The organism is Aestuariibaculum marinum, from assembly GCF_014596975.1.
GTDB lineage: Bacteria > Bacteroidota > Bacteroidia > Flavobacteriales > Flavobacteriaceae > Aestuariibaculum > Aestuariibaculum marinum.
In genome coordinates this window covers 252856-277917 of the sequence record NZ_JACVXD010000003.1, presented here as the reverse complement: position 1 = coordinate 277917, position 25062 = coordinate 252856, and the positions used below count along the sequence as shown (strand labels likewise).

23 protein-coding genes are annotated in these 25062 nt (G+C 34.5%); 12 read left to right on the top strand and 11 right to left on the bottom strand.

Annotation, left to right across the window (positions count from 1 at the left end):
- Positions 1 to 17 precede the first annotated feature (17 nt).
- A complete protein-coding gene (uvrB, locus tag ICJ85_RS08465; RefSeq protein ID WP_188223360.1) occupies positions 18 to 2021 on the top strand; it encodes an excinuclease ABC subunit UvrB in 2004 nt (667 codons plus the stop codon).
- Positions 2022 to 2061: 40 nt separating this feature from the next.
- Here uvrB and ICJ85_RS08460 read toward each other — a convergent pair whose 3' ends face one another.
- Positions 2062 to 2466: a TerB family tellurite resistance protein gene (locus ICJ85_RS08460; RefSeq protein ID WP_188223359.1), complete on the bottom strand. Its 405-nt coding sequence runs from the start codon at positions 2464 to 2466 to the stop codon at positions 2062 to 2064.
- A 376-nt stretch (positions 2467 to 2842) separates the two neighbouring features.
- On the opposite strand from ICJ85_RS08460, the gene ICJ85_RS08455 reads away from it, so the two are divergent.
- Entirely contained in the window at positions 2843 to 3094 is a 252-nt protein-coding gene (locus ICJ85_RS08455) for a DUF1456 family protein (protein ID WP_188223358.1), read from the top strand.
- A gap of 39 nt (positions 3095 to 3133) precedes the next feature.
- On the opposite strand, the gene ICJ85_RS08450 is transcribed toward ICJ85_RS08455, so the two are convergent.
- Both ICJ85_RS08450 and sucC read right to left on the bottom strand, forming a co-directional pair.
- The gene (locus tag ICJ85_RS08450; RefSeq protein ID WP_188223357.1) at positions 3134 to 3478 is read right to left on the bottom strand and encodes a hypothetical protein; all 345 of its coding nucleotides are present in this window, start codon (positions 3476 to 3478) and stop codon (positions 3134 to 3136) included.
- A 139-nt stretch (positions 3479 to 3617) separates the two neighbouring features.
- On the bottom strand, positions 3618 to 4808 hold the full coding sequence (sucC, locus tag ICJ85_RS08445) for an ADP-forming succinate--CoA ligase subunit beta (protein WP_188223356.1): 1191 nt from the start codon (positions 4806 to 4808) through the stop codon (positions 3618 to 3620).
- Between the two features lie 198 nt (positions 4809 to 5006).
- Here sucC and lysA point away from each other — a divergent pair, with 198 nt between their 5' ends.
- The 7 genes from lysA to ICJ85_RS08410 all read left to right on the top strand — a co-directional run bounded on the left by lysA (position 5007) and on the right by ICJ85_RS08410 (position 13197).
- A complete protein-coding gene (gene lysA / locus ICJ85_RS08440) occupies positions 5007 to 6242 on the top strand; it encodes a diaminopimelate decarboxylase (RefSeq protein ID WP_188223355.1) in 1236 nt (411 codons plus the stop codon).
- Positions 6243 to 6517: 275 nt separating this feature from the next.
- Positions 6518 to 7249, top strand: coding sequence for a hypothetical protein (locus ICJ85_RS08435; protein WP_188223354.1), 732 nt, complete (start codon positions 6518 to 6520; stop codon positions 7247 to 7249).
- 135 nt (positions 7250 to 7384) lie between these two features.
- Positions 7385 to 8719, top strand: a complete 1335-nt coding sequence (locus tag ICJ85_RS08430; RefSeq protein WP_188223353.1) for an MFS transporter — start codon at positions 7385 to 7387, stop codon at positions 8717 to 8719.
- A gap of 22 nt (positions 8720 to 8741) precedes the next feature.
- The gene (locus ICJ85_RS08425) at positions 8742 to 9599 is read left to right on the top strand and encodes an ester cyclase (protein WP_188223352.1); all 858 of its coding nucleotides are present in this window, start codon (positions 8742 to 8744) and stop codon (positions 9597 to 9599) included.
- A 76-nt stretch (positions 9600 to 9675) separates the two neighbouring features.
- Positions 9676 to 10851: a DUF1624 domain-containing protein gene (locus tag ICJ85_RS08420; RefSeq protein WP_188223351.1), complete on the top strand. Its 1176-nt coding sequence runs from the start codon at positions 9676 to 9678 to the stop codon at positions 10849 to 10851.
- A 13-nt stretch (positions 10852 to 10864) separates the two neighbouring features.
- Positions 10865 to 12175, top strand: coding sequence for an APC family permease (locus ICJ85_RS08415; protein ID WP_188223350.1), 1311 nt, complete (start codon positions 10865 to 10867; stop codon positions 12173 to 12175).
- A 74-nt stretch (positions 12176 to 12249) separates the two neighbouring features.
- Entirely contained in the window at positions 12250 to 13197 is a 948-nt protein-coding gene (locus tag ICJ85_RS08410) for a TolB family protein (protein ID WP_188223349.1), read from the top strand.
- Here ICJ85_RS08410 and ICJ85_RS08405 read toward each other — a convergent pair.
- Entirely contained in the window at positions 13194 to 13745 is a 552-nt protein-coding gene (locus tag ICJ85_RS08405) for a hypothetical protein (RefSeq protein WP_188223348.1), read from the bottom strand. The two genes, ICJ85_RS08410 and ICJ85_RS08405, sit on opposite strands and share 4 nt — an antisense overlap.
- Positions 13746 to 13813: 68 nt before the next feature.
- Positions 13814 to 14668 carry a PPK2 family polyphosphate kinase gene (locus ICJ85_RS08400; protein ID WP_188223347.1) on the bottom strand — a complete coding sequence of 285 codons (855 nt, stop codon included), beginning with the start codon at positions 14666 to 14668 and terminating at the stop codon, positions 13814 to 13816.
- Positions 14669 to 14816: 148 nt separating this feature from the next.
- On the opposite strand from ICJ85_RS08400, the gene ICJ85_RS08395 reads away from it, so the two are divergent.
- Complete coding sequence (locus tag ICJ85_RS08395; protein ID WP_188223346.1) at positions 14817 to 15584, top strand: hypothetical protein; 768 nt, start codon at positions 14817 to 14819, stop codon at positions 15582 to 15584.
- 21 nt (positions 15585 to 15605) lie between these two features.
- Here the strand turns inward: ICJ85_RS08395 and ICJ85_RS08390 are convergent, their stop codons facing one another.
- From ICJ85_RS08390 to ICJ85_RS08365, 6 genes are all read right to left on the bottom strand, one after another.
- A complete protein-coding gene (locus ICJ85_RS08390; RefSeq protein ID WP_188223345.1) occupies positions 15606 to 16769 on the bottom strand; it encodes a sigma-54-dependent transcriptional regulator in 1164 nt (387 codons plus the stop codon).
- Positions 16770 to 16793: 24 nt separating this feature from the next.
- Positions 16794 to 17738, bottom strand: a complete 945-nt coding sequence (locus tag ICJ85_RS08385) for a mechanosensitive ion channel family protein (RefSeq protein ID WP_188223344.1) — start codon at positions 17736 to 17738, stop codon at positions 16794 to 16796.
- A 1-nt stretch (position 17739) separates the two neighbouring features.
- The gene (locus ICJ85_RS08380; RefSeq protein WP_188223343.1) at positions 17740 to 19047 is read right to left on the bottom strand and encodes an ABC transporter permease; all 1308 of its coding nucleotides are present in this window, start codon (positions 19045 to 19047) and stop codon (positions 17740 to 17742) included.
- Between the two features lie 4 nt (positions 19048 to 19051).
- Positions 19052 to 19981, bottom strand: a complete 930-nt coding sequence (locus ICJ85_RS08375) for an ABC transporter ATP-binding protein (protein WP_188223342.1) — start codon at positions 19979 to 19981, stop codon at positions 19052 to 19054.
- Positions 19982 to 20301: 320 nt separating this feature from the next.
- Complete coding sequence (gene dnaJ / locus ICJ85_RS08370; protein ID WP_188223341.1) at positions 20302 to 21417, bottom strand: molecular chaperone DnaJ; 1116 nt, start codon at positions 21415 to 21417, stop codon at positions 20302 to 20304.
- 9 nt (positions 21418 to 21426) lie between these two features.
- The gene (locus ICJ85_RS08365) at positions 21427 to 21966 is read right to left on the bottom strand and encodes a nucleotide exchange factor GrpE (RefSeq protein WP_188223340.1); all 540 of its coding nucleotides are present in this window, start codon (positions 21964 to 21966) and stop codon (positions 21427 to 21429) included.
- A 172-nt stretch (positions 21967 to 22138) separates the two neighbouring features.
- Between ICJ85_RS08365 and ICJ85_RS08360 the strand changes: the two genes are divergently transcribed.
- Together ICJ85_RS08360 and ICJ85_RS08355 are read left to right on the top strand one after the other, a co-directional pair.
- Positions 22139 to 22774, top strand: a complete 636-nt coding sequence (locus ICJ85_RS08360) for a YceI family protein (protein WP_188223339.1) — start codon at positions 22139 to 22141, stop codon at positions 22772 to 22774.
- Between the two features lie 248 nt (positions 22775 to 23022).
- Positions 23023 to 25062: an amidohydrolase family protein gene (locus tag ICJ85_RS08355; protein WP_188223338.1), complete on the top strand. Its 2040-nt coding sequence runs from the start codon at positions 23023 to 23025 to the stop codon at positions 25060 to 25062.

The following is a 25062-nucleotide window of genomic DNA, read 5'->3' as shown; positions in this document are numbered from 1 at the left end:
TTGTGTAATTTTGCATCATGCGTTTTAAAATTGAATCTGAATTCGGTCCTACGGGAGATCAACCTCAAGCTATTAAACAATTAGTAGCAGGCATTAATGCTGACGAAAAATATCAAACCTTACTTGGTGTTACGGGGTCAGGAAAGACTTTTACGGTTGCCAATGTTATACAGGAAGTGCAGCGTCCTACTCTGGTGCTGGCCCATAACAAAACCTTGGCTGCTCAGTTATATTCTGAGTTCAAACAGTTTTTCCCAAATAATGCGGTTGAATATTTCGTGTCGTACTACGACTATTATCAACCTGAAGCCTATATCCCGGTTTCTGGTGTTTATATAGAAAAAGATTTATCGATTAACGATGAAATCGAAAAGATGCGTTTAAGCGCAACATCGTCACTCCTTTCAGGCAGACGAGACGTGCTAGTTGTGGCTTCCGTGTCGTGTTTATATGGTATTGGAAACCCTGTCGAATTTCAAAAAAACGTAATTTCTTTAGAACGCGATCAGGAGATTTCCCGAACTAAATTGCTTCACCGTCTGGTGCAAAGTTTATATTCCAGAACCGAAGCAGAATTTAACCATGGTAATTTCAGAATAAAAGGAGACACCGTTGATGTGTTCCCGAGTTATGCAGATTACGCATTTAGGATTCACTTTTTCGGCGATGAAATTGAAGAAATTGAAGCGTTTGATATTCAAAGCAATCAGGTGATTGAAAAATACGACCGACTGAATATCTACCCAGCGAATATGTTCGTAACGTCGCCTGATGTACTTCAAAATGCAATCAAAGACATTCAGGACGATTTAGTAAAGCAACACGATTACTTTAAAGATATTGGGAAACATTTAGAAGCCAAGCGCCTTAAAGAACGTACAGAATTCGATTTAGAAATGATTCGTGAATTAGGTTACTGTTCAGGTATTGAGAATTACTCACGCTATCTCGATGGTAGACAACCGGGCACTCGGCCGTTCTGTTTACTGGATTACTTCCCGGATGATTATTTAATGGTAGTCGATGAAAGTCACGTGACCATTTCGCAAGTACACGCCATGTATGGTGGCGACCGCAGTAGAAAAGAAAACTTAGTAGAATACGGTTTCCGTTTACCTGCCGCCATGGATAACCGTCCGTTAAAATTTGAAGAATTCGAAGCTATTCAAAATCAGGTGATTTATGTGAGTGCTACACCTGCAGATTACGAATTGAAAAAATCAGACGGGGTTTACGTAGAACAAATCATCAGACCAACCGGATTATTAGATCCGATTATTGAAGTGCGTCCAAGTTTAAATCAAATTGACGACTTGATTGAAGAAATTCAGCAGCGTGTTGAAAAAGATGAACGCACTCTGGTGACCACCTTAACTAAACGAATGGCCGAAGAGTTAACCAAATATCTCGATCGCATTCAAATTCGCTGTCGTTATATTCACAGTGATGTCGATACTTTAGAACGCGTAGAAATCATGCAGGATTTACGAAAAGGCTTGTTTGATGTACTTGTTGGGGTGAATTTACTTCGTGAGGGATTAGATTTACCTGAAGTATCTCTGGTAGCCATTTTAGACGCCGATAAAGAAGGGTTCTTACGTTCGGCACGTTCATTGACTCAAACGGTCGGTAGAGCCGCCAGAAACCTTAATGGTAAGGCTATAATGTATGCTGATAAAATTACGAATAGCATGCAGCAAACCATTGATGAAACGACGTACCGCAGAGAAAAACAAATCAATTACAATACAAAATTCAATATTACGCCGAAAGCATTAAATAAAAATTTAAATAATGCCTTGGCTAAAAATTCAGTTAGTACTTATAGTTATGAATTGGAAGCAGCTAAAGCTGCAGAACCAGAAAGTCAGTACCTAACAAAACCTGAATTAGAAAAGAAAATAAAAGATAAGCGTAAACTAATGGAGGAAGCAGCTAAAGCATTAGACTTTATTGTAGCTGCAAAACTTAGAGATGAGATAAAAGGATACCAGGAAAAACTAGAAAAGCTAAAAGTGTAACCCTCTTAGCTTTTCTTCCCAAAAATATCTAGTTTGTTTTCTAGTTATACTGTGTTTTAAAAATATCAATCAACACATCTGGTGGTACTATTTTATTCGGAAAACTTTCCATTAAATACAGCACCTTAGAAATGGATTCATGGCTTAACCCCATGCGTAGCCCAAAGTTATGTAGCTTTACAATTTTTTTAGAATCACTCTGTTCGTTATCTATATTCATTAATAATACCAAACGATGAAATTGTACAATGCGTTCACTATGTGATTTTAAATGAATATAGTTAATAGGATGTTCTATCAGGTAGTCGAAATCCTCTCGAGAAATTTCAAGCTGTTTTGCAACACCTAACAAAAAATTGTATTCTAAATCTTTGATATCTTTATCGTGCTTTGCAAAGGCAATCATTTCAGATAAGAGACTTAATTTTTCGACTCTATTAATCATATAGTTAAGGGATTAATTAATTACACTATAAAGATACGAACAACCTTAATTTTATAATCGTAGATAATTTGTAGGTTATCGAAAACCGTGGTGTATTTGGTCGTTTATTTTAATTATTTCATCTCAATTCGCAAAAAAACCACATCATTTTTCACCTGATTTTCAACACTTTAAATAGAAATCACATACGCTTTCACCAAACACCAACACGTTAAATACCAACACATTACAAACAATCCTTAATAATAAATTACTAAAAATTATATCTCCATCTTTTGATTTATCTTTGTAAAAATTGCAAAAACGCTAGAAAACACTTCTTAATACTATCTAATTCACAAAAAGGAATAGTACTTTTGAAACTTAAATTACAGACATGACAAATAATGATATTTTAAAAAAATTAAGAGTGGCTTTAAAGCTTAGAGACGATGATATTGTCAAAATTTTAGCTTTGGTAGACTTTAGAATTTCAAAAAGCGAACTCGGTGCTTTTTTTAGAAAAGAAGACCACCCGAAATACATGGAATGTGGCGACCAGATTTTAAGAAACTTTTTAAACGGTCTGGTAATTCATATGCGAGGCCCCATGCCTCCCAAAAAACAAGACAACAAAAAAAGCTCTTAATCTACATTAAGAGCTTTTTTAATACGGTTAAAAATTGTGTTACATAGATGATACCAGCTTAACCGGTATTAAATACTTTCTTCCAGGAACCATACCATCGGCTTGAATTTTACAATAATTAAGTTTGTACTTTAAAAATTGTTCTAATTCATCTGAATCGGAATCAATTGACAATACGACAATTTCGCTTTTATTGTTAATAGTAAAATAAACATTAGCAGAAACTTCTTCTGTAAATTCCAAATTAGAACTTTTTAAGATCTTCTGTATTTCTACAGTAATGGTTTCCGATTTCGGAAGGTCATTCTTTTTGCTATTGTTAGCAAAAATGGTGTTTGAACATAATAAAATTGCTAATACTAATAATACTTTAATTGTTTTCATAGTTTTAGTTTTTACAGCTTTTAATATTGACTGTTTTTGTTTTACGAGTCAAAATTAGACATAAAAAAAGAGTAGTGATTTACACTACTCTTATTAAAACTATATGGTAATATTAACAAATACTGCGGCTATGTTAAGCCTATGCTAATACTTCTTGTACTTTATCTGCAGCTTCCTGGAATTCAGTCGCACTTAACACGTCTAAACCAGAGTTGTCAATTAATTCTTTAGCAATGTCTGCATTGGTTCCTTGTAAACGTACAATAATTGGCACGTTAATGTTACCCATGTTTTTGTAAGCATCAATAACTCCTTGTGCTACACGATCACAACGAACAATACCACCAAAAATGTTAATTAAGATGGCTTTTACAGCAGGATCTTTTAAAATGATCTTAAAAGCAGCTTCTACACGAGCAGCATCAGCAGTACCACCAACATCTAAGAAGTTAGCTGGCTCACCACCTGCTTGCTTGATTAAATCCATAGTCGCCATGGCTAAACCAGCACCGTTAACCATACATCCAACGTTACCATCAAGGTCTACATAGTTTAATCCTTTTTCTCCTGCTTCTACTTCAATAGCACTTTCTTCGCGAATATCACGTAAATCTACGTAATCTTTATGTCTGTAAAGTGCGTTATCATCTATAGTTACTTTAGCATCTACAGCTAAAATTTTATCATCACTTGTTTTTAATACCGGGTTGATTTCAAATAATGAAGAATCAGATTTTACATAAGCCGTATAAAGATTAGTAACAAACTTTGTCATTTCTTTAAATGCTGTTCCTGATAATCCTAAATTGAAAGCAATACGTCTTGCTTGGAATGGCGTTAAACCAACAGCAGGATCGATTTCTTCAGTAAAAATTAAATGTGGAGTTTCTTCTGCAACAGTTTCAATATCCATACCTCCTTCGGTAGAATACATAACCATGTTACGTCCTGTACTTCTGTTCAATAAAACAGATACATAAAACTCACTCGTTTCACTATCTCCAGGATAGTAAACATCTTCTGCAACTAATACTTGGTGTACTTTTTTACCTTCAGCTGATGTTTGAGGTGTTACTAAGTTCATGCCGATGATTTGTCCAGCAATCTCTTCAACCTGCTCTAAATTTTTGGCAAGCTTTACTCCACCACCTTTTCCACGACCACCTGCATGTACTTGTGCTTTAATAACATGCCAACCGGTTCCTGTTTCTTCAGTTAATTGTTTTGCTGCTGCAACAGCTTCCTTTGCATTTTGCGCTACAATACCACGTTGGATACGTACACCAAAACTGCTTAATATTTCTTTACCTTGATATTCGTGTAAATTCATAATTCGCTAAATAGTTTAAGAGGCACAAATGTAAATAATCGCAATAACTTACCCTAATATTTCAATGTGAAAACTTTATAAATAATAAACTAATAACCTTGTGTTAAATAATTAACATTCTGTTCAACTTGTATAATTTTTTATTTATTTATTTTTTATTGTCTTTAAAGAAATATCTTTGCCAAAAATTTGAAAATTATGTTGGAGAATCAATTGCTTAAAATTGCAGAAGATTTTGGAAGCCCTGTTTATGTTTACGACGCCGAGAAAATTGAGGCACAGTACAACAGACTAACTAATGCCTTTAGTGGTGTAAAAAAGTTAAAACTTAATTATGCTGTCAAAGCATTATCAAATATATCGATCCTAAAATTATTCAACAAGCTTGGTTCTGGTATTGATACGGTGTCTTTACAAGAAATCGAACTGGGTTTAAAAGCAGGATTCAAACCTCAACAAATTATTTTCACTCCTAATGGTGTGTCTTTAGCTGAAATTGAAGAAGCAGCTAAACTTGGTGTTGAAATTAACATCGATAACCTGTCTATTTTAGAACAGTTTGGTACAAAACACCCAAATATTCCGGTTTGTATTCGTATTAATCCGCACATTATGGCTGGAGGTAATGCTAATATTTCTGTTGGTCACATCGATTCTAAATTCGGAATTTCTATTCACCAGATTCCTCATATTTTACGTATTGTTGAAAATACAGGAATGACTATTAACGGTATTCACATGCATACCGGTAGTGATATTTTAGATATTGAGGTGTTCTTGTATGCAAGTGAAATTTTATTCGATACTGCAAAACAATTCAAAAACTTAGATTTCATCGATTTCGGTTCTGGATTTAAAGTACCTTATAAAGAAGGTGATATTGAAACCAATATTGAAGAATTAGGTAAAAAATTAACGGCTAAGTTTAATGCGTTCTGTAAAGAATATGGTAAAGACTTAACCTTAGCGTTCGAACCTGGTAAGTTTTTAGTAAGTGAGTCTGGCTACTTTTTAACTAAAGTAAATGCAGTTAAACAAACCACTTCAACAGTTTTTGCTCAGGTAGATTCTGGTTTCAACCACTTAATCCGTCCGATGTTCTACGGATCGCACCACGACATCATTAATATCTCTAATCCTAATGGCAGTGAGCGTTTCTACACCGTTGTAGGTTACATTTGTGAAACGGATACTTTTGGTAGTAACAGGCGCATTAAAGAAATCTCTGAAGGCGATGTGTTATGCTTTAAGAATGCAGGGGCTTACTGTTTCTCTATGGCAAGCAATTACAACTCAAGATTCCGCCCTGCCGAAGTTTTATGGTATAACAATGAAGCGCATTTAATCAGAAAAAGAGAAACGTTTGATGATATCATTAAAAATCAAATAGAAGTCGATTTTTCAGAAAAAAAAGAAAAAGAGTTGGCAAAATAACCAATTCCGATAATTATACATCTTAGTTATAAAAGCTCAACCTTTGGTTGGGCTTTTTTTTATTTCATAAACTAAAATTAGATTTATTAATTAATTTCCCTATATTTAAGTACGCTATTACTTATAAACCAATAAATTACCCACCCCTCTCTCCATAATTAACCTCTAATATTAGAGTCCCAAGTTGATTTTATTTAGAATATTAATCGTGTTAAAATAACATTTAACACCACCAAACTATATAACCATTATTAATTCTAACCAAAATCAAAATTATGAGAACACTATTGTATTTATTATTGGTACTACCTCTCTTAGGAGTATCTCAAGGAAACGACAATTATTTACTAAACATGTCTGAAATCACTGTGAAACCAGGACACAATTCGCAATTTAAAGAAGGGGTTATGTCCTGGAAAAAATGCTACAAAGACAATGAAGGAGAATTCAAATGGAGTATGTGGAGACGAGTTCAAGGAAAAGGAACAGTCTATACTATGACTAGTCGTATGGCTAATTGGGCTGAAATGGATGAAAGCAATGATGAAGCTGGAAAAAAATGTAGAATGAAAGTTGTTGATTTAATTATTCCTCATGTTGAAAGTGTGGAGTACAATATTGCCCGTCGTATGCCTGATATCAGTAAATCAAGTTCTAGCTTACCTGAAGACACCAAACTCGTATGGGTGTACAATGTAAAAGTGGACAATTACGATAGTTTCATGGAAACCGTTAAAGAAGTAGAATCAGCCATTAAAAAAGCTGAAGGCGACGTAAGGGGCACCTGGTATAGTGTAATAGGTGGAGGTCCACATGTATCTGATTTCTTTGTGACTGTTCCTTTTAAAAATTTTGCCGCGCTTGATGAAGACCGCGATGGCGTTTGGAAAGTTTATGAAAAAGAAAAAGGAAAATCCAAAACCGAAGACCTTAAAGAAAAATTCAGAACTGCCGTTTCTAAAGATTGGTCTTACATGTATAGCTTAATAGACGACCTGTCTTATTAAAATATAGTTTCAAAAAACTATTCAACTTACAAAAAAAAGCACAATTTAAAATTGTGCTTTTTATCCCTTTTTGACATTTAGAGAATATTACCCAAATTAATTAATAGCATTTTGTTTTAACCTAAAACCAAAACAATGAATCAAAAAGCAATACGCTATGAACTGGCCGATTTAAAGCAAAAAGTTTATTTATCTGAAAACGCAACATTGCGATATCTTGTTTTTGCTGCTCTATATGTTTGCGAAGGTATTCCCATTGGTATTACTTTTTATGCTATCCCAGCTTGGTTGGCCATGAATGAGGTTTCCGCAGTTTCTATTGCTGCTTATGTTTCTATCATCTCAATTCCATGGAGTTTTAAATTCTTTATAGCCCCTATTATCGATCGATACACCCCAATAGCCATGGGTAGAAAACGCCCCTGGATTATTGTTGCTCAAATAGGACTAATCATTAGCTTTCTGTCTTTTGGTTTTGTAAGCGAACCTTTAGGTAATATTCAGGGTTTAATGATTTGTGGTTTTTTAATAAGTCTTTTTGGCTCGACTCAGGATATTGCCATTGATGGCATGGCGGTTGATATAATTCCCATACACCAACAAGCAAGGGCTAATGGTATTATGTGGGGATCTAGAATTATAGGTCAGTCCTTATCATTACTTTTAGGAACAACTCTTATAAATATTGTAGGATTTACAAATGCTATTACATCATTATCTTTAATTATAGCTTTTCTTATACTTGTTCCTATTTACTTTAGAGAACACAGAGGTGAAAAACTTATGCCTTGGACAAAAGGTAAAGCCTCTGAAGTTTCAAAAAAGGCACAGCTTACAGAATGGAAAAGCTTGTTTAAAAACCTGGGAAAAGTCCTCATACTGCCAACCAGTCTAATTCTGAGTCTGGGCATGATTTTTACTGGTGCTTCAACTGGATTTATTGAAGTCTTATTTCCTATTTTTACGGTTCAGGAATTAAATTGGACTAATACGGATTATTCTCAAGTTTACTCCATAGCTTCGGTTGTTGGTGGTGGCTTTAGTATGGTTGCCGGTGGGGTTATTATAGATTTTATTGGCACAAAGAAAATGGCACTTATTCTTATATCCTTATTAGCTCTTGTTATTTTATCATTCGGTTTAATTTCAAATAGTTGGCAAAACATCTCTACTGTTTATGGATTTATCATACTCTTTAATTTATTAAACACTCTACTTACCGTAGCACTTTTAGCCATGGCGATGAAAATCTCATGGCACAAAATATCAGCTTCTCAATTCACTCTATATATGACTTGTAATAATCTGGGAATTATAATAGGCCCATGGCTGTTTGGTTTGATTCAAGAAAAATTACAATGGAATCAAGTCTTTTTTTGCGGTGCAGCCATTCCATTTTTCGCTTTTTTCATTTACAAAACCATTAACATAAAAAAACACTTAACCACATTAGAAAATTTAACTGAATAACAACCAACTAAATATAATCCTCATGAAAACTTTAATCACATTATTTCTGTTAACAGCAAGTTTAAGCCTGGTTTCCTGTAACGATGGGAAACTTGAAAAAAACATCTCTATGTATGAAAAAACATGGAATGAAATTATAAACAATGGTGATATTCATCTCATCAACGCTTCTAACTTTATAGATGATATCACCTTGGTTACAAGCCCTGAAAACATAGTGGGAATAGATAATTTCAAGGCCTATTATCAAAATTTTATAACCGGATTTTCAGACATAAAATTTACAGTCATTCAGGTCTTCGGTCAAGACGACAATATTGTAAAGCACTGGAATTTTAAAGGCAACCATACCGGAGACTTTTTTGGAATACCCGCCACAGGGAAATCTGTTGATATTAATGGTGTTACCCTAGTAAAAATGAAAGATGGAAAAATTGCTCAGGAAGAAGACTTTATGGACAATATGGTTTTTATGCAACAATTGGGGCTTTTACCTAACCAAGAAAACATAGCTATTATAGATGGTATATACGAAGCTTTTGGAAAAGGTGACATCCCAACTGTTTTAGGCATGATGACATCAGACATTATATGGAATGAATCAAGTTCAAGTTCCTATTCCGACGGTAACCCTTACAGTAGTCCTGATGCCGTATTAAACGGCGTTTTCAAAAGATTAGGAGAAGATAACGACTATTTCAAATTGGAAAATATAAAATTATCTGCTTTAGGGAATGACCAAGTATTAGCCACTCTCAACTACGATGGTAAATTGAAAAAAACCGGCGAAACTTACCAAACCACAGTAGTACATTTATGGACATTAAAGGAAGAAAAAGTAACCGCTTTTCAACAATACATAGGTTTAGGTAAACAATAACCAAACATAAGAAACACACAATAAACAACATAAACATTTTATTACTAAATTAAACCTTATAATTTAGACATGGCCTATGATAAAATCCAATCGAATTGAATCTATAGATGTTTTAAGAGGGTTAGTCATGATTATTATGGCTTTAGATCACACAAGAGATTACTTTCATTACGGTGCTTTTTTTAGTAATCCAACCGATTTAGAAACGACCACTCCAATCTTGTTTTTCACCCGATTTATTACGCATTATTGCGCTCCTGTTTTTATTTTACTAGCCGGGACTTCCGCTTTTTTATATGGCAGCAAGAAAACAAAACATGAACTTTTTAAATTCCTGTTTAGTCGCGGCATTTGGCTTATTTTTCTCGAAATATTTTTGAACAACCTGTTATGGAAATTCGATATCACTTATTCTGTTATCATCCTTCAGGTAATCTGGGCTATAGGTGTAACTATGCTTATCCTATCCTTTTTAATATTTTTAAATACCAAACTTCTATTAATCATTGGAATAATATTAATTGCCGGTCACAATAGCTTAGACGGAATAACCATGCAAGGTAATAGTTTTTCTTCCTTGCTTTGGTATGCCTTACATCAACAAAACGGAACGGCTATAGGAGGACAATTGGTCGTTTTTGCATATCCTATTTTACCTTGGCTCGGGGTGATGATTCTCGGTTATTGCCTTGGGCAACTTTATCTTTCTGATTACAAAACTGATTTAAGAAAAAAATGGCTATTGAAAATTGGTTTATCCACTACAGCCCTGTTTTTCATCATTCGTGGTATAAATGTTTATGGTGATCTTGTTCCTTGGACCTTACAAGACACTACTACTAAAACCATATTGTCTTTCTTTAAAGTCACCAAATACCCGCCTTCCTTATCTTATCTTTTAATCACCTTAGGACCTTCATTATTATTTCTATACGCTATTGAATCTGTAAAAAATAAAGTAACCGATTTTATGATTGTTTTTGGTCGGGTACCTCTGTTCTATTATTTCCTTCACATTTTTGTCATCCATGTTTTAGCAATAGTCGGTATACTAATTTTCGGTGGAGATTGGAAAAACATGATTATAACACAAGCTGGATTTAACAATCCAACACTAAAAGATTACGGCTATTCTTTATTTATAGTTTATCTCGTTTGGATTTCAATTATTACCCTTCTCTATTTCCCTTGTAAAACCTACATGATTTATAAAGCTAAAAACAAAGATAAATGGTGGTTAAGCTACCTGTAAAACCTCTAAACATATGATAAAAAATAATGAACATTTAAAACGTGAAGTTGGGGTTTTAGGGCTTTCTGCCAATATAGTAAACATTATAATTGGTTCCGGCATTTTTGTCTTACCGGCGACCATTGCTGTACTTATGGGGTCTGCAAGTATTATTGCTTATTTGTTTTGCGGACTATTAATGGCTTTGGTGATGTTATGTTTTGCCGAAGCCGGTAGCAAAGTGAATAATACAGGTGGACCTTATACCTATATTGAAACCGCCTTCGGCGATTATGCCGGGTTCATAGCCGGATGCTTTGCGGTAAGCAGTAACCTGTTTGCAGATGCCGCCGTGTCCAATGCGTTAGTAAACATTATTACTGCGGCCTACCCTGCTTTAGAAGCAACTTACTTCCGGTTAATCTTTTTAATTATTTTATTTTGGGGACTTGCATTGATAAACATTCTTGGCATAAAGCAAGGCATCGGCCTTGTAAAACTAAATACCATTTTAAAACTTTTGCCTTTATCTATTTTAATTATTGTCGGATTACCGAATATCACTCTCAGTAATTTAACTATTGACAGCCTTCCTGATTTAAACACCTTAGGTCAAGCGTCTTTAATTCTGTTTTTTGCCTTTCAAGGGTGTGAAACAGGCATTATTGTAGGCGGTGAGGTTGTAAACCCTAAACGTACCATACCCAAAGCTGTTTTGGTAAGCATTAGCACTGTACTTGTTGTTTATGTATTATTGCAAACTGTTGGTCAAGGCATTCTTGGAAATGACTTCCAGAACTATGAAGCAGCTCCATTGGCTGAAACCGCGAAAATTGTGTTAGGATCTTTCGGTTTTTTACTTTTAACCGTAGGCGCTGTAATTTCCATGTTTGGAAATATGACAGGCTCTATTCTTAATAGTCCTAGAATCGTCTATGCACTTTCAAGAGATAATGTTATACCCATAAAATTCCTTTCAAAAATTCACAAATCCTATACAACACCGTATACTGCTATACTAGTTTATGTCGCCATTAGTTTTACATTAACGGTTTTCGGAAGTTTTAAACAATCTGTAATTATTGCTACCAGCTCTATGCTTTTGCTTTACCTCGGGGTTGCTCTATCTGTTATTAAACTCAGGCAAACCAAAACAACCAAAGCCCAAGAATTTAAAATCCCAGGAGGTTTAACTGTTCCTATTCTATCAATACTTATTATCTTTTATTTTCTATCCAACTTGGCTTCTTTCGAAATCATTGGTACCATTCTTATCATCATTTCACTCAGTATTATTTATGTAGTCATCAAATTTTTTCAGAATAAAAAAACACGAATTAATTAAAAAACGGCTTAGTAGAAACTAAGTTTACTCGTTTGGTATATTTTTTTAAATTAGCTGAACACTAATCCATTACTATGCGTTTATCTCTCATTTTAAAATCAACCCTTTTTATATTTTCAATGCTTTGCGTCGCATCAAGCTTTGCTCAAGACGAAGAAATTAAAGACGGTTTTAAAGAAGAGCAACTTACCTTTTCTAATGGCGATAGCCGATACGCCAGTTATAACAAAGAAGGAACAAAGATTATTTTCGAATCTAATCGTGATGGGGTTTGGCAAATTTATGTGATGAATATCGATGGAAGCGCGCAAAAAAGAGTGATGACAACAACCTCTAACGATAGACGCCCGAAATGGCATCCTTCAAAAAATATGATTCTTTTTGAATCGGACAGAACAGGAACCAATGAAATTTACACCTTCGATTTCGACTCAGGTAAAGTCAATCAACTACCTATTAAGCTTAGCGGTAATAAATACTTCGGTAGTTTCGCTCCTAATGGCGGAGAGCTTATGTTTTCATACTCCGAAAGAGCCGATATTTTTGATATTTACGCTTGTTCAATAAAAGGGAAACGCCTAAAAAAAGTAGTTAGTAATAAATTTAAAAATGTCTACCCAAATTTAACCTCCAGAGGAGATGTCTTGATCTATTTTTCAAATAAAAACACGCAAGGCGAAAGCAATATTATTTACAGCCAGCATTTGTTTACCAAGGATAAAAACCGTTTAACCTATTTAAAAGATGAAAGTACCTACCCCGACTGGTCTAATACGAACAGTAGTAGACGTATAGTTTATTCGGCTAAAGTGGATGACATGCAGCATTCTGAAATTTTTATCATGCGAGACGATGGCACACACAAAATACAAATTACCTATAACGACGTTGAAGACATTTTACCTTGCTGGTCACCAAACGATATTAATTTATTAATTTCTGGTTTTAGACAAGGAAATTACCAAATATGTAAAGTGCTTTTAAAAGAACCGTTAAACCCAGACCAAAAACCTTTGGATTAGTTTTTGTCTTTCACTGTTCCCGAAAACAAACTCACATTAGATGTGAATGGATTTCCTGATGCGCGTCTCAACATGACTACCTGACCGCAGTGCCATACGGCATCTTCAACGGGTCCATTAATGATATTCCAAAAGGGTACTTCGGTACTTGCTAAACCAAAATTACCATTATTAGCTTTTAAAGCTTCGGAAACTAATTTTAAATTCAATAAGGTTTGTTTTCGTTTTGCTTCGAAAGACAATTCACCTTTGTTTTCATCTTTATTATCTGTAAGAACACTGTTTCTAATAAACTTACTTAATCCATAAATATGTTCAACTGTTTCTCCGGATGTTCTCGAGTCCGCTCCTATTTTATAAGCTAAATCTTCTGCTCGTAAGCCTTGGGTTGCCCAGTAATATCTAAACCCCAACCCATCAATCATTCTTGCCGCTGTCGTTGCTGGCGTATAGAATTCAGGGCTTTCAGGAATTTCGTAATATGGTAATTTATTAGACACTTGAGCAAAACTTTGAATAGTAAAAAGAAGTATTATTAAATATCGCATGAGTTAAAAATTTAAACCAAAAGTAATGTTTCCCATAGGTAATTCTCTAAAAGAAATCCTAAAATAAATTAATCCTCACTTTCTAATTGGGCTTTATAAAGGTGTAGATTTTCTAAAATATCCTCATCCAATTCTGGTTCTTCAATATCTTTATACTCTTTTAAAGTATCGTACATAATCTTGGCTACAATATAACGCGCCGATTCTTTATCATCGGCAGGAATTGTATACCAAGGGGCATGTGGCATCGATGTTCTGTTTATAGCATCTTCATAACAAACTTGATAATCGTCCCATTCCTTACGCTCTTTTAAATCTCCCGGAGAGAATTTCCAGTTTTTCTCCTGTTTTTCAAGACGTCTCAATAATCGTTCTTTTTGTTCCTTTTTGGAAAGATTTAAAAAGAACTTAAAAATAATGGTTCCGTTTTCTGCTATATGCTGTTCAAACTCATTAATCTGCTGGAAACGTTTATCCCAAAACGCATCATTAACATCTTCTACTTTGGTGACCGTTGGAAGATTCTCGCCTAAAATATACTCGGGATGTACCCTTGTAACCAATACATTTTCGTAATGTGTGCGATTAAAAATCCCGAATTTACCACGAGCAGGTAATGCAATGTAATGTCGCCATAAATAATCGTGCTTCAATTCTAAGTCGGTTGGTACCTTAAAACTATGCACAATAATACCTCGTGTATTAAAATCTTTAAACACCTCACGAATCAAACTATCCTTTCCGGCGGTATCCATCCCCTGTAAACACACCAAAACAGCATATTTCCCATGAGCATACATTGTATCTTGAATTTTACCAAGCTTCTTTCTAACCTTTTTTAATTCCTTTTTAGCATCGTCTATAACGACTTTAGTTTCTAATTCCTTTAGTGAAATGTTTGAAGTTACTTTATATTTTTCCATAAATAAGTGGGCACCTTAGTTTTAAGTTTCGAGGGTTTCATTATATCTTTTAAAGATAGTAATTTCTACAATTTCGACGAAAAACACCAATAAATACAATGTTTTTGGTATTTTCGTTATACCTATTTATGTTATAACCCCAAATTATATGAAAAATTTCTACTATCTATTTTGTTTAATTGGCGCTTTAAGTATGCATGCACAAAGCAAATGCGATAATGCCAATGCCTACTTAGTAAGTGCTTATTCACATGTAAAATCATCTTATGATGCTAATAATATTAGTCACTTAAAATACTCTGCCCATCGTTCGTTAGAATCCATCAATCTCGCAAAGAAAACCTTAGAAGATTGTAACTGCAGCAAAGCTTTAGAACAAGCGAACAAAGCTCTAGAAGTTTTAGCTAAAGTTGATGACCAGCCTACTTACGAAGACGGCAGATATTTTGTAAAACGCGCTAAAGAATTCTGTAAGCAAAGCGTGATTGAAATGGATAAATGCGCCACGTCTTCATATAGTATGCAAAACATTGAAGAAGAATATGTAGCTGATGCAACGGACACAAACGATTTAGCAAGTCTGAAAAATGAACAAGCTGTTTTGCTTGCACAACAAGAAGCCTTGAAGCGTAAAGAAGCTGAAATAAAAAGACAGTTAGCTGAACAAAAAGAAAAAAAGCTGCTACTTGAAAAGCAACAGCTTGTGCTATCTTACGAAAAGATGATTGATTTAAATATTAAGACCTACAACGAAACTTTAAAAAGCTGTAATTGCGGATATCAAACCATCGTTAAATCAAGCAACTCAGTAAACACTTCAGACATGTCTACTGAAGCATTAAAAACCCATTACACCAATCAATTGAAAAGCTTAGCTTCAAAATATTTGGCTGAGTTAGATTCGTGTAATCTATAATATCTATTTAGAAACGTCAGGTTATTTACTTGCAAATAACTTGACGTCTTCTTCACTTACCTGCTTACCGCCTAAAATTATTAGACGTTCTACTACATTTCGAAGTTCACGAATATTTCCGGTCCAGTCGTAATCTTTAAGTAAACCCAAAGCTTTATCTGAAAACTCTTTTTTAGCAGTACCATGCTCGCTCGCAATTTTTTCTGAAAAGTGATTCACCAATAATGGAATATCATCCCTACGGTCGTTTAATGGCGGTACCTGGATTAAAATAACTGCCAATCGGTGATACAAATCCTCTCGGAATTTACCATCGGCAATTTCCTTTTTCAAATCTTTATTTGTTGCCGCAACCACACGAACATTCACTTTAATATCTTTATCGCTCCCTACACGCTGAATGCGACTTTCCTGTAGAGCTCTTAACACTTTTGCTTGTGCTGGCAAACTCATATCTCCTATCTCATCAAGAAAAATCGTTCCGCCATTAGCAGCTTCAAACTTACCTGCGCGGTCTTTAACAGCACTTGTAAAAGCGCCTTTAACGTGACCAAACAATTCGCTTTCTATCAATTCGCTTGGAATGGCAGCACAGTTCACCTCAATCATAGGGCCTTTACTGCGCTCGCTTTTTTGATGTAGCCAATGAGCCACCAACTCCTTTCCTGTTCCATTCGGTCCTGTTACCAAAACACGAGCATCGGTTGGTGCCACTTTTTCAATCATATCTTTAATATGAGAAATCGCATCACTCTCACCGACCATCTGGAAATTTTTACCGACTTTCTTCTTTAGTAGCTTGTTTTCTACAACAAGTTCTTTACGATCTAAAGCATTTCGAACGGTGTTTAGCAAACGGTTTAAATCCGGCGGTTTTGAAATATAATCGAAAGCTCCAAGACGCATGGTGTTTACAGCTGTATCTAAATCGCCATGACCAGAAATCATAACAATTGGAATTTCGGGTTTAATTTTTTTGGTAGCCTCCAATACTTCAACACCATCCATTTTAGGCATCTTAATATCGCAAAGAATTAAGTCGTAATCGTCATTTTTAATTTTATCGATACCCACCAATCCATCTTCGGCTTCTTCTACAACATAAGTATCGTTTTCTTCTGAAAGAATTTTAACAAGTACACGACGAATAGCAGCTTCATCTTCTATAATTAAAATTTTGGGCATAATATTTTCCTTTTAAAATTCTGTTTATTGGTTTTGGTCTTCTAACTTCGGTGTATTACCAGAAGATTTTAAGTTTAGATTGACACTTTGATTTGGGTTTTGAATAATGTGAATATCGCGTTGTGGGAACGGAATACTAATATTGTGTTCTCTAAATAACCGATCGATCTCAAAACGAATATCACTTTTAGGCATATTGGCATTAAAGCTATCACTTAATGTAAAAATCACTCTGAAATTTAACGAACTATCGCCAAAATCTTCAAAACGGACTACTGTTTCTGAAGTTGCCATTACGTCCGGATGTGAATTAGCCGCTTGTATTAAAAGTTCTTTTACCAACTGTACATCGCTACCATAGGCCACGCCAACCGTAACACTTTCTCGTGTAGTACTTCCGTTTTGCGTCCAGTTATACAAACTGTTTTCTAAATACAAATGGTTTGGAATGATTAGCACTTTATTATCAATAGTTACAGCTCTTGTTGTGCGCAATTTTATTTCTTCAACACGACCAATTTTCCCCTCTAACTCAATAATATCTCCAACATGAACCGTTTGATCTACCAATATAAATATTCCAGAAATAATATCCTGAAACAACGTTTGCAAGGCTAAACCAATACCAATCATTAAGGCTGCGGAAGCCGCAAAAACAGCTGTAACATTGACCCCTACAGCATTTAATGTAATTAAAAGGATAATGAGATAAACGAGCCATCTAAAATACCCGAAAACCACATTGAATTTCCCTTTTTCTTCTTCGGGTAACTTTTTGGTAATAAGCTTTAAAATCACTCGCAATACCAAAGTAGTAACAAAAATGGCAGTGATAATGGCTATAACATCGAGAACCGAAATATGAATCTTCTCGGTTATTTCGACATGTAGATTTAAAAAATCTTTAATTTTACTCCAAACGGAACTCTCCGTTACTGCCTTTTCTATTTTTTCTAATTCCTGAGTCATGTTAATATTTAATCCATTTAATCAGTTCTTTATAGCTTGGCTTTTTACCATACATTAAAATACCTACCCTATAAATTTTGGCTGCAAACCATACCGTAAACATAAAAGTACCAATTAAAATTACAAAAGATACTATTTGCTGCCAAAGTGGAACACCAAAAGGAATACGCATAAGCATAACTACCGGCGATGTTAATGGTATAAATGAAAACACGGTAGACACCGTTCCGTGCGGATCTTCTATTACCGTAAAAAGCCCAATATAAACCGCTAACATTAATGGTGTTATAATGGGCAACATAAATTGCTGCGTATCTGTTTCATTATCGACGGCTGCACCAATAGCTGCATACAATGAACTATATAATAAGTAACCACCGATAAAGAATAAAATAAATGCGAAAATTAAATTCGTTAATGGTAAATTATAGAATGAGGTCACAAAATTTTGAACCTGCGCATTTATTTCAGGGTTTGCCATAGCCTGATTCATCATCTCTTGCTGCTGCGTTTCCATAACATTTATACCAAAGAATACAGAAATAACTGTCAACAGAATACTACCAATAATTAACCAAATAATAAATTGTGTAATTCCGGCCAATGATGTTCCAACAATCTTACCAAACATTAATTGCACTGGCTTAACCGAAGAAATTATAACCTCGATAATTCTGCTGGTTTTTTCTTCAATAACGCTACGCATAATCATGTTTCCATAAATAATGATAAACATGAAAAGTAAATATCCCGCTGCGCCTCCAAAAATAAGTTTTACAACACTATCGGTTTTTGAAGTTTTCTCTCCTTCAAAACTTTCCTGAGCAATATTTATATTGATTTTTGAAGCGTTAATCATATCGACATCTACCCCATTATCTAAAAGCTTTAGATTGGTAAGTTTCTTTTCTAACTGACCTTCAAGATCTGAAATAAGTGTTAAAGACGGAGACTCTTCTGAATAAAATTGAATGTGATTTTCAGCTTCATTCACATTTTTAAAATCACCGATATAAAGTAAACCGTAAGCTTCTGTCTCTTTAGCGAACACTTTTGCGTCTCCTAGAGACATCTCGTTTAATATGTTGTAGGTGGTTTTGTCGTTACTTTTAAAAATGTCCTGTACTACCCCAGACTCATCCAATACTGAGATCGTTCTAACTTTTTCATTGTTCAACTGTGTTAAATAGGCAACAACAGAAACAAGAATAATCATAACCAGCGGACTTAAAAACGTCATGACTATAAACGATTTGTTTCTAACTTTTGTTAAATACTCTCGCTTTATTATTAGTGGTAAATGGTTCATTTTTCTATTGATTATTCTTTACGGTTTGAATAAAAATATCATTAACACTCGGAATTAATTCCACAAAGTGAGACACCTCACCTTGTCCAGTTAAATAGTTCAATAAATCGTTAGGACTTTCTCCGTTTGATAGCTTGATGTTAAGCTTAAGCTCATCATCTAAAGTCTTAAAACTAGCCGGAGACACCGTAAATTTATCTGATAATTTATTTTGCAGCGCAAGATTATCAGCTGTTTTAACACCTACTTCAAAGGTATTAATTTTATATTGTCGCTTAATATCAATTAATTTTCCGTCAAGGATTTTATTCGACTTATTTATTAATGCAATATCATCACATAACTCTTCAACCGATTCCATACGGTGGGTTGAAAAAATAACCGTTGCACCATTTTCACGAAGGCGTAAAATTTCATCCTTTATTAAATTCGCATTAATAGGATCGAACCCTGAAAACGGTTCATCGAAAATTAATAATTTCGGTTCATGTAAAACAGTAACCACAAACTGAATTTTTTGCGCCATTCCTTTTGAGAGTTCCTGAATTTTTTTGTTCCACCAGTCGCCAATTTCTAAACGGTCGAACCAGTATTTTAATCGCTCTTTAGCCTCTGCTTTACTTAACCCTTTTAATTGTGCTAAGTATAGAGCCTGGTCGCCCACTTTCATCGATTTGTACAAACCACGTTCTTCAGGCAGATACCCAATATCTTTAATATGGTTTTCGTTAAGTAACTCGTTATCTATACGTACCGTACCAGAATCTGGCATAGTAATTTGATTTATAATACGTATTAATGTAGTTTTTCCGGCACCGTTAGGACCTAATAGCCCGAATATACTGCCCTTTGGAATAGATATAGACACATTGTTAAGCGCCCTGAAGTCTCCAAAATGTTTAGAAACCTGATTAACTTCTAATAAGTTGCTCATTGGTATAATTTATATTGACTAATGATTGGTAAAGATATTAAATGTTAAGAGACCTCTAAACGGTTTCAACAATTTAATCTTAAAAGCCTAATTTATTAATTGTAAAGCCAATAGCTTTTTGGTGTTTTTATAAAAACAAAACCCACCCTTAAAAAGGATTAAGGATGGGAAAAAATTGCTATGAAAAAGAAAAATTATCACTAAAATAAATTTAGTGATGAATCAAATATAGTTTTTTTATTCTTAATTCCAAATAAAAAGAATTAAGAACTTTTTAAAAAACAGCAGGTTAGTTTTAGAATACTAAAAACTGCTACTTTCTATGAAAACATATCTTTTACTTTTTCAAAAAATGATTTATCTGAACTTTCCGGTTTTGGTGAGAAATGCTCATCTTCCTGCATAGATTCGAAAAATTCACGTTGTTGTTTATTTAATGTTTTAGGAGTCCATACATTTACATGAACTAATAAATCTCCCTTTCCGTAACCATTTATACTTGGAATACCTTTGCCGCGTAAACGTAAAATCTTACCCGATTGTACACCAGGCTCAATTTTAATACGTACTTTACCTGTTACGGTATCTATTTCTTTCGACGTTCCTAATACAGCATCAGGGAAACTTACATACAAATCATAGTGCAGATTGTCGCCTTCACGTTGTAATTTTTCGTGTTGTTCTTCTTCAATCACTACTATAATATCACCTGGAATACCGTTTCCTGGTGCTTCGTTTCCTTTTCCTGACACTTTAAGTTGCATACCATCTACAACCCCTGCAGGAATTTTAATAGAAACTGTTTCTTCTGCTACTTTTAACCCTTGCGCATCTGCATCGGCTGGTTTTTGATCGATAGTTTGACCAGAACCACCACAGGCATTACAAGGTGCAGACGTTTGCATTCTACCTAAAATGGTATTGGCAATACGCGTTACCTGACCAGAACCATTACATGTTGTACAGGTTTTATAGGTTGTTCCTGGAGCTTGAACTTTACGTTTTACTTTTATCTTTTTATCAACGCCGTTAGCAACTTCTTCTAAAGTTAACTTCACACGAATACGCAGATTGCTTCCTTTAGTACGACGTGGACCACCGCCTCCGCCGAAACCGCCAAAGCCGCCACCAAAGCCTCCGCCGAAGATATCTCCAAACTGGCTGAATATGTCATCCATATTCATACCTCCGCCGCCAAAGCCGCCACCGTTCTCGAATGCTTGATGACCAAACTGATCGTAACGTGCTTTTTTGTCGGCGTCGCTTAGTACTTCATAAGCCTCTGCTGCTTCTTTAAACTTTGTCTCTGCTTCTTTATTATCCGGATTTTTATCAGGGTGAAACTCGATTGCCTTTTTGCGGTACGCCTTTTTTATTTCGGCTGCACTGGCACCTTTGCTTACTCCTAATACTTCGTAATAATCTCTTTTAGCCATGTTCCTTTTTTATTGTCCTATTACTACTTTTGGGAAACGAATTATCTTATCGCCAAGTTTATATCCTTTTTCGATAACATCGATAATTTTTCCTTTTAAATCTTCTGAAGGCGCAGGTATTTGCGTAATCGCCTCGTGGTTGTCTGCATTAAAAGCATCACCTTGAGCGGCCTCTATAACTTCTAAACCTTTTTGTTGAAGGGTAGATTTTAATTTATTACTAATAAGTTCAACACCTTTTAATAATTCCTTTTCTTCGGTTTTAGAAATTTCAACATAGGCTCTGTCAAAATCATCTAAAATAGGTAATAAAGCCACCATCACGTCCTGACTTGCCGTTTTAAACAAATCGACACGCTCTTTAGAAGTTCTTTTTTTATAATTTTCAAACTCGGCAAATAAGCGTAAAAACTTATCTTTCTCTTGTTTTAACTCATCTTGAAGCTTTTCTTCTACAGTCTTTTCTTCAACTTGTTCTTCAACCTCAACTGTTTCGTTTTCTACGGCTTCTACTTGCTCCTTTTCTATATCGTGTTCTTTTTTACTCATCGCTGTATCTAAATTTTTATACAAATACTAAAACTGATTGGCAAAAGTACTGCCATTATTCTAAAAATGTCATAATGTCACAAAAAAATTAGTATGAATTTCATTAAACTAAGTTTAAAGTTATTTTGTAATTATTAACTTTATGAGTTTATAACCCAAAACAGATTTAAAAATGAAGAAAAATTTATTTACCGTATTATTTCTTTCTACCTTATCAATCTCCTTTTTTTCATGTAAAGAAAAAGCTAAAGAAGCGGCAACAACCGAAGCTGAGCAAGTAATTGAAACCCCTTCAGGTGTAAGTTACACCACCAATTTATCAGCTTCGACTATCGAATGGAAAGGCTATAAACCTACAGGAAGTCATTATGGCACCATCGATATTAAGGAAGGTGATTTGAGTTTAGTCGACTCTAAAATTTCAGGAGGCAGTTTTGTCATAGACATGACGTCCTTAAAAGATGCTGAAGGTAGTGCTAAACTTGAAGGTCATTTAAAAAGTGCTGATTTTTTTGAAGTGGAAACCTACCCTACCTCAACGTTTGAAATAACCAGTTTAAAAAATGAAAACGGCAAAACCATGCTTTCAGGGAATTTAACCTTAAAAGGTACCACAAATAATGTAACCTTTCCAGTATCGGTTACCCACGAAGGTGAAACCCTTACTTTAGTAAGTGATATGTTTACTATAGACCGCTCTAAATGGAATGTAAAATATGGATCAAAATCATTTTTTGATGATTTAGGAGACAAATTTATAAACGACGATATTGAGTTAAAAGTTACAGTAAAAGCAACTAAGTCTTAGTTTTTAGAATATTTTTTTTAGGAAAGCTGTTCTATACAAAAGAGCAGCTTTTTTTTATGAATTTAGGTCAACAAATCATTTAATGCAGGTTGTAAATGATGATATTTAAAATAGAAACCTTTATCTACTAGTTTATATTTTAAATTTTAACCAACTTAATATCAAACAAATACATTTTATTACTATATTAGTCATTATTCTCCCTTTTCATTTTTTTAGCGCATTTAATCACTAAAAAAGCCTGTTTTATGAAATTTCCTCATTCTGTAATTCTTTTTTTAATTATTACACTAACTGCCTGTAAAAAAGAACAAAAACAATCTTCATTAGCACCCTACCAAGGTAATGAAACCTATAGTGTTATTTTTACAGGTACGAAAGTTGGCGAGCTTAAATCTCATATTTCTCAAGACAGTATTTTCATTGATTATGATTATAAAAACAACGGTCGAGGCCCTACAATTAAAGAAACTATCGTACTCAATGATGAAGGGTTTCCTATAAATTGGAATATTAAAGGCAATAGCACTTTTGGCAATCCTGTGGACGAACATTATAATTTAAACAACTTAAAAGCTATGTGGACAGATGCTACAGGTACGGATAGCACTATGGTTGATTCACCAATGTGGTATATTAACCAGTCGGGCAGTCCTTATTCTACTATATTAACAGCCAGGAGTTTATTAAAAGCACCTAATTATTCATTAGAAATACTTCCAGCAGGCACTTTAAAGCTTACTGAAATAGAATCTTTAAATGTTTCAAACGACTCTACCAATGTTCAGGTTACCTCTTATGCCTTATCTGGCGCAGACACAAATCCCTCTTATTTTATTTTAGATGATGAACAACGCCTTTTTGCCTTTATTAACCCAAGATTTATTATAGTTCGTGAAGGATTTGAAAGTGAAGAAAAAAAACTAAGAGCATTATCTGAAAAATATTCTAAAGATCGCTTCGAAAAACTTCAGGAAACTTATGCCCATAATTATAATAAAAATGTTAGAATTACCAATGTTCATATTTTTAACCCAACAACTTTATCGCTTTCTAACCTCTCTTCTGTTGTCGTTCAAAACGATCGAATTATTTCAATAGATTCCCCTACTGAAACGAAAGATAATGAAGTTATTATTGATGGTAATAACGGTTCTTTAATTGCTGGAATGTATGATATGCATGCCCATACTGGTGTTGAGGAAGCGTTGGTTAATATTTTAGCCGGAGTTACTTCGTTTAGAGATATGGGTAATGACAATGATGTTTTAACCGAACTAATGACCAAAATTGATTCCGGAACCATTGCCGGACCTAGTATTCATAGATTAGGTTTTATTGAAGGTAAAAGCCCATACAGTGCCAATATCGGTGTCATCGTTTCTAATAAAACTGAAGCTCTGGCTGCTGTTGATAAGTATCACGATATGGGTTATTACGGCATCAAACTTTATAATAGTATGAATGGTGACTGGGCTCCTGCCATTGTAAAACATGCCCATAATTATGGTATGTTTGTTTGTGGCCATGTACCAGCATTCTCAAATGCTGACGATATGCTAAAAGCAGGTTTCAACGAAATGACACATATTAATCAAACCATGTTAGGCTGGGTTTTAGAACCTGAAGAAGATACCCGAACACTATTAAGATTAACCGCATTAAAACGCCTTCCCTCAGTTGATTTAAACAGTGACAAAGTTCAAGAAACCATGGCATTGTTTATAAAAAACAAAACAGCTATGGATCCTACCTTAGCAATACACGAAGCGCTATTATTAGCCAGGAATGGTGAAATTTGGCCAGGAACAAAAGATATTATTGACCATATGCCTCCTAGTGTTCAGCGTTCCCTTAAAGTTGCTATGGCCGACATTTCTAATCCAGAGGACGACATTGCCTATCGTGAAGCTTTTACAAAAATTATTGAGACCTTAAAAATGATGAAAGATAAAGGAATATTTATCGTTCCGGGAACTGATTTGGGAGGATCATTTTTCTACCATCGAGAATTAGAACTTTATGAACAATTAGGTTATAGCCCTGCCGAATTATTAAAACTGGCATCCTACGATATGGCCAAATATCTTGATGATGAAAACCTTGGAAGTATAGAAGAAGGCAACCTTGCTGATTTCTTCTTAGTACCTGGTGACCCTACCAAAGATATAAAAGCCATTAAAAACATTTCTTTGGTTTCCAAAGGTGGTACATTTTATTATCCAACTGAAATTTATCCTGAATTTGGCATTAAACCCTTCACTGAAAAACCAGAAATCAATGAGTAA

Excerpts from the sequence above, each read along its gene's own strand:
- uvrB (WP_188223360.1), top strand. The coding sequence starts at position 18 with ATGCGTTTTAAAATTGAATCTGAATTCGGTCCTACGGGAGATCAACCT.
- ICJ85_RS08460 (WP_188223359.1), bottom strand. The coding sequence starts at position 2,466 with ATGATTAATAGAGTCGAAAAATTAAGTCTCTTATCTGAAATGATTGCC.
- ICJ85_RS08455 (WP_188223358.1), top strand. The coding sequence starts at position 2,843 with ATGACAAATAATGATATTTTAAAAAAATTAAGAGTGGCTTTAAAGCTT.
- ICJ85_RS08450 (WP_188223357.1), bottom strand. The coding sequence starts at position 3,478 with ATGAAAACAATTAAAGTATTATTAGTATTAGCAATTTTATTATGTTCA.
- sucC (WP_188223356.1), bottom strand. The coding sequence starts at position 4,808 with ATGAATTTACACGAATATCAAGGTAAAGAAATATTAAGCAGTTTTGGT.
- lysA (WP_188223355.1), top strand. The coding sequence starts at position 5,007 with ATGTTGGAGAATCAATTGCTTAAAATTGCAGAAGATTTTGGAAGCCCT.
- ICJ85_RS08435 (WP_188223354.1), top strand. The coding sequence starts at position 6,518 with ATGAGAACACTATTGTATTTATTATTGGTACTACCTCTCTTAGGAGTA.
- ICJ85_RS08430 (WP_188223353.1), top strand. The coding sequence starts at position 7,385 with ATGAATCAAAAAGCAATACGCTATGAACTGGCCGATTTAAAGCAAAAA.
- ICJ85_RS08425 (WP_188223352.1), top strand. The coding sequence starts at position 8,742 with ATGAAAACTTTAATCACATTATTTCTGTTAACAGCAAGTTTAAGCCTG.
- ICJ85_RS08420 (WP_188223351.1), top strand. The coding sequence starts at position 9,676 with ATGATAAAATCCAATCGAATTGAATCTATAGATGTTTTAAGAGGGTTA.
- ICJ85_RS08415 (WP_188223350.1), top strand. The coding sequence starts at position 10,865 with ATGATAAAAAATAATGAACATTTAAAACGTGAAGTTGGGGTTTTAGGG.
- ICJ85_RS08410 (WP_188223349.1), top strand. The coding sequence starts at position 12,250 with ATGCGTTTATCTCTCATTTTAAAATCAACCCTTTTTATATTTTCAATG.
- ICJ85_RS08405 (WP_188223348.1), bottom strand. The coding sequence starts at position 13,745 with ATGCGATATTTAATAATACTTCTTTTTACTATTCAAAGTTTTGCTCAA.
- ICJ85_RS08400 (WP_188223347.1), bottom strand. The coding sequence starts at position 14,668 with ATGGAAAAATATAAAGTAACTTCAAACATTTCACTAAAGGAATTAGAA.
- ICJ85_RS08395 (WP_188223346.1), top strand. The coding sequence starts at position 14,817 with ATGAAAAATTTCTACTATCTATTTTGTTTAATTGGCGCTTTAAGTATG.
- ICJ85_RS08390 (WP_188223345.1), bottom strand. The coding sequence starts at position 16,769 with ATGCCCAAAATTTTAATTATAGAAGATGAAGCTGCTATTCGTCGTGTA.
- ICJ85_RS08385 (WP_188223344.1), bottom strand. The coding sequence starts at position 17,738 with ATGACTCAGGAATTAGAAAAAATAGAAAAGGCAGTAACGGAGAGTTCC.
- ICJ85_RS08380 (WP_188223343.1), bottom strand. The coding sequence starts at position 19,047 with ATGAACCATTTACCACTAATAATAAAGCGAGAGTATTTAACAAAAGTT.
- ICJ85_RS08375 (WP_188223342.1), bottom strand. The coding sequence starts at position 19,981 with ATGAGCAACTTATTAGAAGTTAATCAGGTTTCTAAACATTTTGGAGAC.
- dnaJ (WP_188223341.1), bottom strand. The coding sequence starts at position 21,417 with ATGGCTAAAAGAGATTATTACGAAGTATTAGGAGTAAGCAAAGGTGCC.
- ICJ85_RS08365 (WP_188223340.1), bottom strand. The coding sequence starts at position 21,966 with ATGAGTAAAAAAGAACACGATATAGAAAAGGAGCAAGTAGAAGCCGTA.
- ICJ85_RS08360 (WP_188223339.1), top strand. The coding sequence starts at position 22,139 with ATGAAGAAAAATTTATTTACCGTATTATTTCTTTCTACCTTATCAATC.
- ICJ85_RS08355 (WP_188223338.1), top strand. The coding sequence starts at position 23,023 with ATGAAATTTCCTCATTCTGTAATTCTTTTTTTAATTATTACACTAACT.